The organism is Caulobacter sp. SRI_014 (genome assembly GCF_057586315.1).
The window spans coordinates 100,638-114,630 of record NZ_JBYCZQ010000008.1 but is presented as its reverse complement, the minus strand read 5'-3'; the positions used below and the strand labels follow the sequence as shown (position 1 = coordinate 114,630).

Sequence of the window (13,993 nt, the reverse complement as noted above, 5' to 3'; positions counted from 1 at the left end):
CCGCCGGGGAGGGCAGCGCATGATCGTCACCGCCTTCAGCCTTATGCTCGCTGCGTCGGAGGGGCCGCCGCCCTATCCGAAGTCGCTACGCTGCGCCGGCCTGACAATGGCCTGGGCCGTGCTCGAGACCCGCAGCAACGCCGCCGGCGCCAAGCTGGCGATGAGCGATGCGGAGTTTTGGGCCTTCGCAACAATGGATGCGGCCCAGCGCAGGGGCGGTCTGACGGCGCCCAAGGTCGAGGCCGACATGAACCGCGAGATCAAGGCGGCCCGCGCGCGTTTCGAGGCCGGCGACGACAACGCGGCCCGCGAACTGCTCGATTGCCAGATGCTGATCCCGGAAAAGGGCCGCGGCATCGACCCGGTGAAGCCGGACTAGGCTTTCATCGCGCTGTCGGCCAGGGCCCAGCGATGCGAGGTGGGCCCCAGCGGCAGGCGGAAGGGCCGAGGATCGTCGCGCCCTTCGCCCAGATGCCGTTCGAAGGCGTTGAGCAGTGCGTCGGCCAGGCCGTCGACCCGCTGGCCCGCCTTGCGGTGGGCCGCCTCGATGAACTCGATCACATGCTTGCGGTGACTGGCGCCGCGGAAATAGCGCAACGCGTCGATGATCTCGGCCGTCAGCGGCTCGAGCACCGTTACCGTGGCCTCGTCGTCGGGCCGAACCAGCTTTATCGCCATCACCGACCCCGTCCGTCGTGGTGGAAATAGGTTTCGCGTCAGGCGCGAGCCCGACGGCGGCACCATGACCCACAATGAGGGTTATGGCGAATCGATTTCATTCGCATGACCATTGGCCCTCGACCTTGGGCCCGCCGCCCGCTACGAGGCAGCCCTCCCATGCGCCCGCCCATCCTCGCCCTCAAAGACGTCCGCCTCGTGGACGGCGCCACCACCCTGTTCGATGGGGTCGACCTGGCGCTGGAGCCTGGGGTGAAGGCCTGTCTGGTTGGCCGCAACGGGGCGGGCAAGTCGACCCTGATGCGGCTGTTGATGGCCGAAATCCTGTCCGATGCCGGCGAGCGCGTGGTCAGCCCCGGGGCCCGCATCAGCGTCGTGCCTCAGGAGCCGAGGATCACCGGCGAGACCCTGCTCGACTACGCCACGGCGGGCGGCGCGGAAGGCTACCAGGCGGAGTCCACCCTGACCGAACTGGGCCTCGATCCCGCCAAGAGCACCGCCGGCCTGTCGGGCGGCGAGATCCGCCGCGCCGCGCTCGCCCGGGCCTTCGCTGAAGAGCCCGACGTGCTGATGCTCGACGAGCCGACCAACCACCTCGACATCCTGGCCATCGAGACTCTCGAAGGCATGCTCAAGGCCAGCCGTGGCGCGGCCCTGATCGTCAGCCACGACCGCGCCTTCCTGGAGCGCACCACCACCCGTTGCTTCTGGCTGGAGAGCCGCCGGGTGCGGCGTCTGGACAAGGGCTTCGCCGCCTTCGACGAGTGGTCGGAAAAGCAGCTTGAAGCCGAGGCCGATGAGTTCCGCCGTCTCAACGTCGCTCTGGCCAAGGAAGAGCACTGGCTGCAGCGCGGCGTCACCGGCCGCCGGGCCCGCAACGAGGGCCGCCGCCGCCGGCTGATGGCCATGCGCGAGCAGAAGTCGACGGTGCTGCGCGAGGCGCGCGGCACGCTGAACATGGAAATGGCGGTCGGTTCGGCCTCGGGCAAGCGGGTGGCCGAGGCCAAGGGTCTGTCGAAGGCCTTCGGCGACAAGGTTCTGGTCAAGGGCTTCTCGACCCGCATCCAGCGCGGCGACCGCGTCGCCATCGTCGGCCCCAACGGCGCCGGCAAGACCACCCTGGTCAAGCTGCTGCTCGGCCAGCTGGAGCCGGACAGCGGCGCCGTGCAGCTGGGGACCAATCTCGAGATCGCCTACATCGACCAGGCCCGGGCCGATCTGGATGTGGGCGCCACCCTCTGGGAAGCCCTGACCCCCGGCGGCGGCGACCAGGTGATGGTCGGGACCACGCCGCGCCATGTGGCCGGCTACGCCAAGGACTTCCTGTTCCGCGACAACCAGCTGCGCCAGCCGGTCTCGACCCTGTCGGGCGGTGAGCGGGCCCGCCTGCTGCTGGCCCGCGCCTTGGCGACGCCGGCCAACCTGCTGGTCCTCGATGAGCCGACCAACGATCTCGACATGGAGACGCTCGATCTCCTGGAGGACCTGCTGGTCGCCTACGAGGGCACCCTGATCCTGGTCAGCCACGACCGCGACTTCATCGACCGGCTGGCCGGCTCGACCATCGGTCTCAACGGCCGGGGCGAGGTGGTCGAGACCCCGGGCGGGTGGAACGACTTCCTGGCCCAGAACCCCGGCTTCTTCACCAGCGGCGTCCAGGTGCTGCGCAGCCAGCAGAAGGCGGCCGCCACGGTCGCCGCCCCGCCCAAGGCCAAGTCCAAGCTGACCTACAAGGACCAGCGCCGGCTGGAGGAGCTGGAAGGCCTGGTCGCCAGCCTGCCCGTCGAAATCGCCAAGCTGGACGCCATCTTGGCCGATGCGGGCCTCTATGCGCGCGATCGGGCGACCTTCGACCGCACGATGACGGCCGCCGAGACGGCGCGCTCGAAGCTTGAGGCGGCCGAGGAGGAGTGGCTGGCCCTCGAAGAGAAGCGCGAGAGCCTCGGCGGCTGAAAACCGGTGGATAACCGGGAAGCCTTGCCCGCCAAGGGGCGTGAAGGACCTATTCCCGCTTATCCACAAGCCGTCCCCAACTCGTCCGACCTCGGCGCACATCCCCGCCGAAACGGCCTGTTGCGGCCCGCCCGGAGCGGTGACACCCTCCACTTGTCGAGAGGAACTGCGGCGCGGGCGAGACGGGAAACCGGAAGGCCAGGCGAGCGGAACGGCTCCAGACTTTAGGACCGAGGGGAGACCCGAGGAGACCGGTCAGGGGTCGGTTGGTTGAAGACCGGAGCAATCCGGACCCCACGCCAACCATCACCACTCGGCCATCAGATCCCTTCGGGGAGCTGGGTAAGAGGGCGAGGCCGCCGGGCAACCGGATGCTTCGCCCTCTTTCTCGTTTTGGCCCCTATCATCGCCGCAACCCCTTGGCGCAGAACGCCGGTCGCCCTACCTTCTCACCCCTTTGAGGGAGGGTGGCATGACGTCTCGTCGAATGGTCCTGGCTGGTGGCATGGCGGCGCTCGCCGCGGCCTGTTCCAAGGCTCCCGAGACCCCGCCCGGCAAGACCCGCATCCGCTTCGCCACCGACTGGAAGGCCCAGGCCGAGCACGGGGGCTTCTACCACGCCCTGGCCAGCGGCGAGTACGCCCGCCGCGGCCTGTCGGTCGAGATCAAGCAGGGCGGTCCGGGCGTCAACGTGCCCCAGCTGCTGGCCGCCGAGGCCATCGAACTGGGCATGGGCTCCAACAGCTTCATCGCCCTGAACCTGGTTAAGGAGAAGGTGCCGGTGAAGGCGGTCGCCGCCTTCATGCAGAAGGACCCGCAGGTCCTGCTGGCCCACCCCGACCAGGGCATCAAGTCCATCGCCGACATGAAGGGCCGGCCGATCCTGCTGTCGGCGGCCTCGAAGGAGGCCTTCTGGGTCTGGCTGCGCGCCAAGTACGGGTTCACCGACGATCAGGTCCGGGCCTACAACTACAGCGCCGCGCCTTTCCTGGCCGACAAGCGGGCCGTCCAGCAGGGCTATCTGTCGAGCGAGCCCTACACCATCGAGAAGGAGGCCGGAATGAAACCGGCCGTCTTCCTGCTGGCCGACGAGGGCTACCCCGGCTACGCCACCATGGTGCTGGCGCCCAACAAGCTGATCCTGCGCAATCCGGACGCCGTCCGCGCCTTCGTCGAGGCCAGCGCCGTCGGCTGGAAGGCCTATCTGGCCGGGGACGCGGCGGCGGCCGACGCCCTGATCCTCAAGGACAATCCGGAGATGACCCCGGAGCTGCTGGCCCACGCCCGCGATGTCATGAACCAGTACGGCATAGTCGAGAGCGGCGACGCGAAGGCCGGCGGCATCGGCGCCATGAGCGACGCCCGCTGGGCCGAGTTCTTCAAGGTCACCAGCGAACAGGGGGTCTACCCCAAGGACATGGACTTCAAGCAGGCCTACACGCTTGAGTTCCTGAAGAAGGCCTGATGATCGCCGACCTCAAAGCCGTTGAGGTCGAATACGCCCGTGGCCTGGCCCTGGGGCCGGTCGATCTGTCGCTGGGCGAGGGGGAGGTCGTCGCCCTGGTCGGACCGTCGGGCTGCGGCAAGTCGACGGCGATGCGGCTGCTGGCGGGGCTGGAGCCGCCGACGCGCGGGACGGTGACCCGCACCACCGGCCGGGGTGAGACCTCGCTGGTCTTTCAGGCGCCGACCCTGGCCCCCTGGCTCAGCGCCACCGACAACGTCGCCCTGCCGCTGGAGCTGGCCGGCGCGCCCCGCGGCGAGGCGAGGGCGCTGGCCATCGACTGGCTGCGGCGCGTCGGCCTCACGGGCAGTGAGGCGGCGCGGCCGGCGCAGCTGTCGGGGGGCATGGCCATGCGCGTCTCGCTGGCCCGGGCGCTGGCGACGAAGCCGCGCCTGCTGCTGCTTGATGAGCCGTTCGCGGCGCTCGACGAGATTACCCGCCGGCGGCTGGCCGACGACGTCCTCAGCCTCTGGGCCGAGTTCAAACCGGCCATCCTGTTCGTCACCCACAATGTCGAGGAGGCCGTCTACATGGCCGGCCGGGTGGTGGTGATGACGCCGGGCCCCGGCCGCATCGCCGGCCAGCTGGCCATCGAAGGCCCCATGCCCCGGCCCGAGGGCTTCCGCACCACGGCCGGCTTCCGCCAGGCGGCCGAGACCATCAGCCGCCTGCTGGATGGGGGCGCCTCGTGAAGCGGCTGGTCGACATCCTCGCGCCGCTGGCCCTGGTCATCGTCCTGCTGGCCGGCTGGGAGATCGCCTGCCGGGCGCTGGCCGTGCCCGTCTACCTGCTGCCGGCCCCCAGCGCGGTCTGGTCCAGCCTGATGGAGGATTGGCGGCCATTGGCCGCCGCCGCCTGGACCACCCTGTCGATGGCGCTCACCGCCCTGGCCGTGGCCAGCGTCTGCGCCTGCACACTGGCCCTGCTGGGCGGCCTGTCGCCCCTGATCGAGAAGGCCATCCAGCCGGTCGCGGTCACCATCCAGGTCACGCCGGTCATCGCCATCGCCCCGCTGGTGATGATCTGGACCGGCCTTGATCATCCCGAGCGCGCCATCATCGTGCTGGCCACCATCGTCGCCTTCTTCCCCATCTATTCGGGGGCCGCGACAGGACTGCGCGCCGCCGATCCCGACCTCAAGCGGCTGTTCGCCCTCTATGGCGCGGACCGTTGGCAGAGCCTGTTGCGGCTGCGCCTGCCCTCGGCCATTCCGGCCCTCGTCGAGGGGCATAAGGTGGCGACCGCCCTGGCTGTCATCGGGGCCGTGGTCGCCGAGTTCGTGGCCGGTTCGGGCGGGGCCCAGGGCCTGGCCTGGCGGATCATCGAGTCGGCCAACCGGCTGCAGACCGCCCGGGTGTTCGCCGCCCTTTTCACCCTGGCGGTCATGGCCGCGCTGCTCTACGCGGCGGTCGACATTCTCGAGCGCCGGATCCTCGCCTGGTGGCGGGGCCGTTAGGGACGCCTTAAGCCGCGAGACCGCACAATAGGGGCAAGCAACCCCCGGTTTTCCATGCGTCTCGGCCTCGTCCTTCTGTTGATCGGTCTTCCCGGCGCGGCCCTGGCCGCCGAAGACCGCTATGGGCCCAGCCGCAGCCCCGTTCCGGCCGCCGTCGTCATTCCGGTGTCCAGCACCGCCGCCCCGGCCTATCGCGAACCGACCGACTATCGGGGCCGCACCCTGAGCTGGGCCGGCAAGCCGGTCGCCGCCGCGCCCCAGATCGCTCCGGCTCCGCCGCCGCAAGCCGCCCCCGCGCCGCCGCTGGCGATGGCATCACGCACGCCGGCGCCGCTGCCGACCAGCCTTTACGACGCCCCGGCGCCCGCCGCGCCGGCGCCCGTCGTGGCCAGCCCGCCGCCGGCCCCGCAGGCGCCGGCTGCCACACCGCTTGCCGCCGCCTGGCCACAGACGGCCCCGGCCCAGCCGACCCTGCCGCCGCCGCCCACCCCCCCGCCGCTGGCCGGGACGCCCAGCTACGGCTACAGCCCGCCGCGCTCCTATTCGGTGATCCGTGAGTGGGGCGGCACGCCAGACCGCATCCCGACCCCTCCCGCCGCTGCCCAGTTCAGCGGCCGCGAGGTCGCGCTCGACCCCCTGACCCTCGGCGCCGTCGAACCGCCCAGCTCGCCGGCCGAAGAAGAACAGCTCGACGAGGAACAGGCGCAGCAGCAGCGCGAACAGCAGCAGAAGAACCTCGACAAGCAACAGGCCAAGGGCGCCCGCAAATGAGCGCCGAAGCCGGACGCCTGCGCCAACTTGTCGACCTGGCCCAGGAGGGGTCCAGCGAGCGACGCCGCGACCTGCTGCGCGGCCTGACCGACGCCTTCTTCTCGCGCGATGCCCACGCCCCCGCTGAAATGGCCCTGTTCGACCAGGTCATCGGCCAGCTGGCCGGCGAGATGGAAGTCGCTGTCCGGGCCGAACTGTCCGGCCGACTGTCGGTTCGTCGCGATGCGCCCGCCGGCGTTCTGCGGCGCCTGGCCAGCGACCAGATCGAGGTTGCCCGGCCGGTCCTGACCGGCGCGGCGGCCCTGAGCGAAAGCGACCTGATCACCGTCGCCCGCTCGCAAGGCCAGGATCACCTTCAGGCGATCTCGCAACGCAAGCATCTGTCCTCCGCCCTGTCCGACGTCATCGTCGAGCGCGGCGACGAGGAAACCCTCAGTGTCCTGATCGGCAACGAGGGCGCCGACCTGTCGCGCGAGGCCCAGGAGCGGCTGATCGACAAGGCTGAAACGAGCCCGCGTCTGCAGGAAGGCTTGGTCAACCGCCGCAGCCTGCCGGTCGACCTGCTCAACGAAATCTACTTCGTGGCCGAGGCCCGGATCCGCGAACAGATCATGGCCCGCAACGCCAGCATCGACCCTGCCGAGCTGGAGCGTGCTCTGGAAAGCGGCCGCAAGCGCCTGGCCGCCCAGGACGGCGCCCTGCCGGCCGACTACGCCCAGGCCGAGGCCGACATCCAGCGCCTGGCGGCAAAGGACGAGCTCGGCCCCCGCACCCTGGCGGCCCTGCTGCGCGGTCGCCAGACCACCCGCTTTCTGATCGCCCTGGCCCATCTGGCCAATGTCGATTTCCACACCGCCCGCCGCATCGTCGAGCGGCGCGAGCTGGACGCCCTGGCGGTGATCTGCAAGGCGGCGGGCTTCGAAGCCAGCCTGTTCCTGACCTTCGCGGTCTTGATCCTGGATAGCGACAGCGACGCCATGGCCAAGGCCCGGCAGTACGGTCAGCTGTACAATGACCTGCCGCTGGAGGTCGCCCAGCGCACCATCCGCTTCTGGCAACTGCGCCGTCGGACGGGTGACGTGGCCGCGGCTGCCTAGGGCAGCTTCGACTTCACGTCCGGAAACTCCAGCACCACCAGCTTGCCCTTGGTCGGCTTGCCGTCGACGTCGAGCGGGGCGGCGGTGAACTTGCGCGCCGTCCATTTGGCAGGGCCGTCATAGGCCTTGCGGGCGCCCGGCTCGGCACAGGGTGTCAGCTTGCCGGTCACCGAGATGCGGCAGACCAGCCGCAGGGTCTTGGTCTCGCCGATGGCCTTGGTCGGGCGAACCCGACCGGTCCATTTCAGGCGATCCAGCGCGATCAGATCGTAGGGCAGGCCGTCGGCGGCGAACTTGCCCGGCGCGGTCCAGACCACCGGGATGCGCACCAGCCGGCCGGCGACCGAGGCCCCATCCGGGCCGATGGCCTTCATCTTGTAAAGCCGGGTCAGCTTCAGGCTGGGTTTGGCGAAGCCGGCGTCCGGATTGCTGTCGCCGACGACCTCGCAGCGGTCGAGGTCGCCCAGCGCCGTGGCGCGGCAGATGATCGTCACCGTGCCGCCCTTGCCGGTCTCGTAGGCCGAGACGGGATAGGCGTCGTTGAGGTCGTTAGCGGTCGGCCTGGCCACCCATTCGGGCTTTCCGAACTCCGCTTCGGGCGTGGCGGGGGGCGTCTCCTGAGCGATCAGGACCAGGGCGAGCAACGACAGCAGCATGGCTTAAGCTTCGGACCGTTCCCTGAGGCGTTCAAGCCCCTGCGCGGCGAGGTCGCACAGGGAACGCAGACCCTGTTCGGAGAAGACCTCGAGGGCCGCGTCATATGCCATGGCCGCGTTCGCCAGTCGATGGTCGCCGCGGCCGGTAATCTCGACGCGCAGTTCGTAGAGGCGGGCCAGACCCAGCTGGGTCAGGGCCCAGGCAACCGGGTCCTGGCCGGGGTTGCGGGCCGACAGGTCGGTCAGCATGGCCGCCTCGGCGGCGTCGAGGACCGCGAGGTCGCCGGTCAGCTCGGCCAGGCGTCCCAGGCAGTTGGCGCGGCCGGCGGCGACGGCGGCGTGCAGGGCCAGGGCGGTTTCCTTGCCCAGGCCGAAGAGGGCGCGGTCATAGCAGCGCAGGGCCTGGTCGAAGGCGCGCGGGGCGTCGGTCAGTTCGCCGAGGGTCTGCAGGGCCTGGCCCAGCTGGGCCTGTATGCGGGTCCAGTCGAGCGGGCTGTGGTCGCGCGGGATCAGCTCCAGGGCGTCGGTCAGCTGCTGCACCCCGTCGGCGGCGGCGATGGTGTCGGCGGTCAGTTCGGCCAGGGCGGCGCGGGCGGCGCCGGCCTGGGCGGTGATGCGGGCGGTCAGCAGGGGCTCGTAGTCGGCGTCCAGGGTTTTTGCCGCAAAGGCCAGTTCGCGCAGGGCGCAGTCGATCAGCGGCTGGTCCTTCAGGCGGGCGCCGCAGCCGGCCAGGATGTCGGCCAGGACGGCGCGCTGCTCGGCGGCGGCCATGCGCAGGGCGACATTGCCCTTGGCCGCGCCGTCGAGGCGGCGCAGCGGGACCTCGAAGCGGTTGGCGGCGGCCAGGGCGTCTTCCAGACCGCCGCTGGCCAGGGCGCGGCGGCCAGCGACGCCGGCGAGACCACAGAGGGCCAGGGCGCCGGCCGGGCCGGGATCGGTGGCGACGGGGGTCAGGGTGGCGACAACGGCGGCCTCCAGGCCTTCGTCCCCGAACAGCTCGGCGCCGAGCAGGGCGCAGAAGGCCTGTTCGACCCGGGCGCGGGCGACGCCGGCCGGGCGGCGCGAGGCTTCGAACCTGTCAGCCGCTTCGCCGGCCGCGGCGGCGGCCTTGCGCAGGGCGACCGCGTCGCCCGAGCGCCGGGCGACCTCACGCCAGACCAGGGCGGCGTCGAGCCGGCGCATGGCCGGGTCGCGGGCGCTGATGCGGCCGGCGGCGACATCGGCGGCGCGGGCCTCGGCCTTGAGCAGACGCAGGTCCAGCAGATCCAGCAGGGCCGCGTCGCCGCCGGTCATCCCGTCGCGAGGCGGGGAGGACGGGGTCTCGAAGGCCCGGCGCAGCTGGCGACCAAACTCGAACATGCGGAACTCCGAAACCGTCCCGGACCGGAACAGTCCGGTGGGGGTCATGTCGGTTCAGAGCAAAGCCCGATCCAGTCGTGTTTACAACTCGTTAACCATATTTTCCTGTTGAGCGGTCGCAAGTTGCAGGTTGCTAGCCGAATCCATTCCCGTCATCCCGGCCGGAGCGCGCAGCGCGGAGAGCCGGGACCCAGGGGGTGCAGGCTCGCTGTCTCAACCACGCTCGCCGCCGCCCCTGGGTCCCGGATAGCCCCTGCGGGGCTTCCGGGATGACGGAGGGGATGCGGCGGCTAGTAGGGGATAGGCTCCGACGGCGCCGGCGGTGCGGCGGCGCCGGGCGGCGCCTGGCCGGGGGGCGGGTCGATGACCGGGTCCGGGTCCCTGGTGAGGATTTCCAGTTCGCTGGCCGCGCGGCTGAAGTCGCTGCCGAGGCCCTCGTAGAAGCCGTTGCGCGGGTCGGGTTCGGTTTCCGGCTCGACGTCGGGCAGCAGCCAGTCGAAGTCGCGCGCCGGCAGACCGGCGTGCGCGGAGACCATGTACTGGCGCCAGATGGTCGAGGGCATGCCGCCGCCGGCCACGCGTTCCATCGGCGTGTCGTCGTCGTTGCCGACCCAGACGCCGGTGACGACGTCGGGGGTGAAGCCGATGAACCAGGCGTCGCGGTAGTTCTGGCTGGTGCCGGTCTTGCCCGCCGCCGGGCGGCCGAAGGCGGCGCGCGTGCCGGTGCCGCGCTCGACGACGCCCTTTAGCATCTTGACCATCATCGAGGCGTACTGGACGTCGTAGACCGGCGTCCCGGGCCGTTGGCTGCGGTTGTACACCGGCTGGCCGTCCTGGGTGACGATGCTTTCGATGATGTAGGGCTGCACCCGCTGTCCGGCCTGCTGGAAGACCTGGAAGGCGCTGGTCAGCTCCAGCAGGTTCACCTCATAGCTGCCGAGCGCCACCGACAGGTCGGGGCGGGACGGCACGGTGGTGATCCCGAAGCGGCGGCTGATCTCGCCGATGGCCGGACCGCCGACCTCCTGGCCGATCTTGACCGCGACGGTGTTGATCGACTTGGCCAGCGCCACCTCGAGGGTGACCGGCCCGGCATAACTTCCGCCGTAGTTTTCCGGGGCCCAGTCGCCGAACTTGACCGGCCCGTCGACGCGGACGTCCTTGGGCAGCAGGCCCTTTTCCAGGGCCGCGGCATAGACGAAGGCCTTGAAGGTCGAGCCCGGCTGGCGCTTGGCCTGGACGGCGCGGTTGAAGGGGGCGACGTCGAAGTCGGTGCCGCCGACCATGGCCCGGATGGCCCCGTCGCTGCCCAGCGACAGCAGGGCCGCCTGCTTGGCCTTGGCCTTGACGCCGTCGGTGGTCAGCACCTTGCGGATGGTGTCGGCGCCGACCTTCTGCAGCTTGCTGTCGATCGTCAGCTTGACCGTCAGGTCGGGGGCGTTGGCCCCGGCGATCTTCACCGCCTCGGTGGTGGCGTAATCGAGGACGTAGCCGAGGTCGCCCTCGTCCTGCAGGGCCTTGGCCTGGAGCTTGGGCGGATTATCAATCGCCTCCTGCTCCTGCTCGGCGGTGATCCAGCCCTCCTTGCGCATGCGATCGAGCACCAGGTGCGAGCGCAGCAGGGCGGCGGCCATGTTCTTGTTCAGCGCCAGGCGCGAGGGGGCCTTGGGCAGGGAGGCCAGCAGAGCCGCCTCGGCGATGGTCAGCTGCGAGGCCGGCTTGCCGAAATAGCTCATCGAGGCGCCGTCGATGCCGAAGGTGTTGGCCCCGAAATAGATGCGGTTGAGATAGAGTTCGAGGATCTCGTCGCGGCTCAGAACCTTGTACAGCCGCCGCGCCATGACCGCCTCGTGCAGCTTGCGCTTGATGGTCTGGTCGGGGGTGAGGAACAGGCCCTTGGCCAGCTGCTGGGTGATGGTCGAGCCGCCCTGCACCGTGTGTCCGGCCCGCCAGTTGATATAGGCGGCGCGGCTGATGCCGTAGAAGTCCAGGGCGCCGTGCTTGTAGAAGCGCCGGTCTTCGGCGGCCAGGAAGGCGTTCTTCACGTGCTCGGGCAGCTGGTCCAGGGTGATGCGCTGGCCATAGCGCGGCCCACGCGTGGCGATCAGGGCGCCCTCGCGGTCGAGGAACTTGATCCCCGGCGCCCGGTTGACGGCGAACAGGGCGGCCCGGTCGGGCAGCGGCGGCACGTCGGTCAGATACTTGCGCCAGATGTAGACGCCGCCGCCGATGGCCACCGTCGTTCCGATGACGAACAGGACGGCGAGCGTGATCCACAGCCATTTCAGCCGGGCCATCAGCGCCTTGAACCGCTCCCAGCCCTGGCCGTCGGAGACGATGCGCTCGCGCTTCGGTTTCTTCTCCTTGGGCGGCCTGGGCGCCTTGGGCTCCTTCGGCGGCTTGACCTTCTTTTCCTTCACCGGCTTCTGGCGCGGCTGCGGAACAGGTTCGGGCTCAGGCTCGGGGTCCTCGGCGGCCTGGGAGTCCTCGAACCGGAAGGGTTCGAGTTTCCACTTGTCGTTTTCGTCGTCGGACACGGGCTACCTGAAGTCTGAACGCAAGGATGGTCGCCTCATCTGTATCCTTCCGAGGCGGGAAAGGTCCATCACGCAAGGATTGTGCCGGGACCCGTTGGGTCCCAACTCAAACCTGAGAGCGTGTCCGGGCGGCCGAACCGCAAACACTTCGGCCTGACACGCTCTCTGCGAGACGGTTCGACGCGCTGGTCTGGACGGCGCATCGGAGGTACTGGCTGTGGGATGTCGAGCCGCCCCTTCTGGGAATACAAGAGCCTCCGCCAGATGACGGTGGCCGAATGGGAAAGCCTATGCGACGGCTGCGGTCTGTGCTGCCTGGTTCGCTTCGAGGATGAGGACAGCGGCGAAGTCATCCCCACCCGCGTGCACTGCAAGCTGTTCGACGGCCAGCTGTGCAGCTGCACCGATTACGCCAACCGCAAGGCGCATGTGCCCGACTGCGTGAAGCTGACGCCCCACAACATTGACGCCCTGCCGTGGATGCCGGCCAGCTGCGCCTATCGGCGGCTGCATGAGGACAAGCCTCTGCCCGAGTGGCACCCGCTCATCACCGGCGATCCGGAGAGCGTCCACAAGGCCGGGGTTTCGATCCGGGGCCAGACGATCAACGAAACCGAGCTGGTCGAGGCCGAGGACGCGCTCGAGTACACGGCCTGGGATCTGATGATCGACCGCGGCGACGAGCCCTACGACCCCGACTAGACCGCCTTTCGCCCGGCGAGTTCGAGCAGCAGGCGCGCCGCGACAGCCGCCCCATCCGTCCGCATCTCCGCCGCCAAGGCCGCCGCCCGCTCACGCGTCTCCGGCCGCAGCGCGACCTCCAGCGCGGCGGTCAGCGACGGCACGGTGATCGTGCCGCCGTCGTGCGCCACGCCGACGCCCAGCGCCGCCACGCGGCCCGCGTGATACGGCTGGTCGGCGATCTGCGGGACGATCACCTGCGGCGCGCCGGCCCGGGCGGCGGTGTGGGTGGTGCCGGCCCCGCCGTGGTGGACGACGGCGGCCAGGCGGGGGAACAGGGCCTGCTGGTTGATCTCACCGATGACCAGCAGGTCGTCGGCTGTCTCCAGGTCCAGGCCCGCCCAGCCGCCGGAGAGGATCAGCCGGCGGCCCTGGGCCCGGGCCGCCTCCAGGGCGACCTGCGCCGCGGCCTTCAGGACCGGCATCGGCATGCTGCCAAAGCCCAGGTAGACCGGCGCCGTTCCGGCCGCGAGGAAGGCCTGGACCGCCGGGGGCAGGGGGCGGTCGTCGGGCAGGATCCAGGCCCCGGTCTGCACCGGGTGGATCAGGTCCGTCGGCCGCCAGGGCGCCAGCACCGGGTCCGCCGCCAGAAGAGGCTGATCGCCCATCACATGGTCGCGCAGGTTCTCGACCGGCGGCAGGCCGACGCGCGCACGCAGGGCGGCCGTCGCCTCGCCGAAGAGGGCGTTCATCACCGCGATATTGTGGTCCCAGAGCCGGCGGTTGTCGGTGACGCCCTCCGGCGCGGGGTGGCCGGGGAAGGCGAGGGGCCGGTGGTGTTCCGAGGGCACGAAGGCCGGGCAGTAGGCGCCGTGAACCTGCGGCAGGCCCCTGAGCTCGGCGGCGCAGGCGGCGGCCACCGTCGAGGGAAACAGGCCGATGTGAAAGATGGCGTCACAGCCCTCGGCGGCGGCCGACAGCACCTCGAACTGGGCGTTCAACACCCAGGCGGCCCGCTCAGGCAAGCTCATCGGCGGATCGTTGGCGATCGCCTCGGCGATCCACTGTCGGACCGAGGTGAAGGCGGGGACCAGGGCGGCGCCCGCCCGCTCGACCAGGACGGCGAATTCCGGGTCCGGCGGGCAACAGACCAGGGCCTCGCCGCCCTGGGCCCGCACCTGGGCGGCCAGGGCCGCCACCGGCTCGACGTCGCCGCGTGATCCAAAGGTCGAAATCAACAGCCGCATGCGTTTGTCCCTCTCAAGATCAGGGCGCCGAACACTGCGGATTTTTGGTCGCCT

Annotated in this window: 13 protein-coding genes; 8 read left to right on the top strand and 5 right to left on the bottom strand. The window is 70.4% G+C overall.

Features of this window, described 5'->3' with window-relative positions:
* Positions 1–19: 19 nt before the first annotated feature.
* On the top strand, positions 20–379 hold the full coding sequence (locus tag AC2YG9_RS17080) for a hypothetical protein (protein WP_487299187.1): 360 nt from the start codon (positions 20–22) through the stop codon (positions 377–379).
* Here AC2YG9_RS17080 and AC2YG9_RS17075 read toward each other — a convergent pair.
* On the bottom strand, positions 376–678 hold the full coding sequence (locus AC2YG9_RS17075) for a hypothetical protein (RefSeq protein ID WP_487299186.1): 303 nt from the start codon (positions 676–678) through the stop codon (positions 376–378). The genes AC2YG9_RS17080 and AC2YG9_RS17075 overlap by 4 nt on opposite strands.
* A gap of 159 nt (positions 679–837) precedes the next feature.
* Here AC2YG9_RS17075 and AC2YG9_RS17070 point away from each other — a divergent pair, with 159 nt between their 5' ends.
* The 6 genes from AC2YG9_RS17070 to AC2YG9_RS17045 all read left to right on the top strand — a co-directional run bounded on the left by AC2YG9_RS17070 (position 838) and on the right by AC2YG9_RS17045 (position 7,459).
* Complete coding sequence (locus AC2YG9_RS17070) at positions 838–2,631, top strand: ABC-F family ATP-binding cassette domain-containing protein (RefSeq protein ID WP_487299185.1); 1,794 nt, start codon at positions 838–840, stop codon at positions 2,629–2,631.
* 472 nt (positions 2,632–3,103) lie between these two features.
* A complete protein-coding gene (locus tag AC2YG9_RS17065; RefSeq protein WP_487299184.1) occupies positions 3,104–4,096 on the top strand; it encodes an ABC transporter substrate-binding protein in 993 nt (330 codons plus the stop codon).
* Positions 4,096–4,827: an ABC transporter ATP-binding protein gene (locus tag AC2YG9_RS17060; protein WP_487299183.1), complete on the top strand. Its 732-nt coding sequence runs from the start codon at positions 4,096–4,098 to the stop codon at positions 4,825–4,827. The genes AC2YG9_RS17065 and AC2YG9_RS17060 overlap by 1 nt, the downstream gene beginning before the upstream one ends.
* A gap of 5 nt (positions 4,828–4,832) precedes the next feature.
* On the top strand, positions 4,833–5,591 hold the full coding sequence (locus AC2YG9_RS17055) for an ABC transporter permease (RefSeq protein ID WP_487299268.1): 759 nt from the start codon (positions 4,833–4,835) through the stop codon (positions 5,589–5,591).
* A 54-nt stretch (positions 5,592–5,645) separates the two neighbouring features.
* A complete protein-coding gene (locus tag AC2YG9_RS17050) occupies positions 5,646–6,362 on the top strand; it encodes a hypothetical protein (RefSeq protein ID WP_487299182.1) in 717 nt (238 codons plus the stop codon).
* A complete protein-coding gene (locus AC2YG9_RS17045; RefSeq protein ID WP_487299181.1) occupies positions 6,359–7,459 on the top strand; it encodes a DUF2336 domain-containing protein in 1,101 nt (366 codons plus the stop codon). Before AC2YG9_RS17050 ends, AC2YG9_RS17045 begins: the two co-directional genes overlap by 4 nt.
* Here AC2YG9_RS17045 and AC2YG9_RS17040 read toward each other — a convergent pair.
* The 3 genes from AC2YG9_RS17040 to pbpC form a co-directional block, all read right to left on the bottom strand.
* Positions 7,456–8,115 (bottom strand): energy transducer TonB, encoded by a 660-nt coding sequence (locus tag AC2YG9_RS17040; RefSeq protein WP_487299180.1) that lies wholly within the window; start codon positions 8,113–8,115, stop codon positions 7,456–7,458. The genes AC2YG9_RS17045 and AC2YG9_RS17040 overlap by 4 nt on opposite strands.
* Before the next feature lie 3 nt (positions 8,116–8,118).
* Positions 8,119–9,474 carry a hypothetical protein gene (locus AC2YG9_RS17035; RefSeq protein ID WP_487299179.1) on the bottom strand — a complete coding sequence of 452 codons (1,356 nt, stop codon included), beginning with the start codon at positions 9,472–9,474 and terminating at the stop codon, positions 8,119–8,121.
* 290 nt (positions 9,475–9,764) lie between these two features.
* Positions 9,765–12,011, bottom strand: coding sequence for a multimodular transpeptidase-transglycosylase PbpC (pbpC, locus tag AC2YG9_RS17030; protein ID WP_487299178.1), 2,247 nt, complete (start codon positions 12,009–12,011; stop codon positions 9,765–9,767).
* 222 nt (positions 12,012–12,233) lie between these two features.
* On the opposite strand from pbpC, the gene AC2YG9_RS17025 reads away from it, so the two are divergent.
* Entirely contained in the window at positions 12,234–12,713 is a 480-nt protein-coding gene (locus AC2YG9_RS17025) for a YcgN family cysteine cluster protein (RefSeq protein WP_487299177.1), read from the top strand.
* On the opposite strand, the gene AC2YG9_RS17020 is transcribed toward AC2YG9_RS17025, so the two are convergent.
* On the bottom strand, positions 12,710–13,939 hold the full coding sequence (locus AC2YG9_RS17020) for a glycosyltransferase (RefSeq protein WP_487299176.1): 1,230 nt from the start codon (positions 13,937–13,939) through the stop codon (positions 12,710–12,712). The genes AC2YG9_RS17025 and AC2YG9_RS17020 overlap by 4 nt on opposite strands.
* Positions 13,940–13,993: the final 54 nt, after the last annotated feature.

Bases quoted from the DNA above. Each gene is read 5' to 3' on its own strand.
- AC2YG9_RS17080 (WP_487299187.1), top strand. From the start codon at position 20: ATGATCGTCACCGCCTTCAGCCTTATGCTCGCTGCGTCGGAGGGGCCG.
- AC2YG9_RS17075 (WP_487299186.1), bottom strand. From the start codon at position 678: ATGGCGATAAAGCTGGTTCGGCCCGACGACGAGGCCACGGTAACGGTG.
- AC2YG9_RS17070 (WP_487299185.1), top strand. From the start codon at position 838: ATGCGCCCGCCCATCCTCGCCCTCAAAGACGTCCGCCTCGTGGACGGC.
- AC2YG9_RS17065 (WP_487299184.1), top strand. From the start codon at position 3,104: ATGACGTCTCGTCGAATGGTCCTGGCTGGTGGCATGGCGGCGCTCGCC.
- AC2YG9_RS17060 (WP_487299183.1), top strand. From the start codon at position 4,096: ATGATCGCCGACCTCAAAGCCGTTGAGGTCGAATACGCCCGTGGCCTG.
- AC2YG9_RS17050 (WP_487299182.1), top strand. From the start codon at position 5,646: ATGCGTCTCGGCCTCGTCCTTCTGTTGATCGGTCTTCCCGGCGCGGCC.
- AC2YG9_RS17045 (WP_487299181.1), top strand. From the start codon at position 6,359: ATGAGCGCCGAAGCCGGACGCCTGCGCCAACTTGTCGACCTGGCCCAG.
- AC2YG9_RS17040 (WP_487299180.1), bottom strand. From the start codon at position 8,115: ATGCTGCTGTCGTTGCTCGCCCTGGTCCTGATCGCTCAGGAGACGCCC.
- AC2YG9_RS17035 (WP_487299179.1), bottom strand. From the start codon at position 9,474: ATGTTCGAGTTTGGTCGCCAGCTGCGCCGGGCCTTCGAGACCCCGTCC.
- AC2YG9_RS17025 (WP_487299177.1), top strand. From the start codon at position 12,234: ATGTCGAGCCGCCCCTTCTGGGAATACAAGAGCCTCCGCCAGATGACG.
- AC2YG9_RS17020 (WP_487299176.1), bottom strand. From the start codon at position 13,939: ATGCGGCTGTTGATTTCGACCTTTGGATCACGCGGCGACGTCGAGCCG.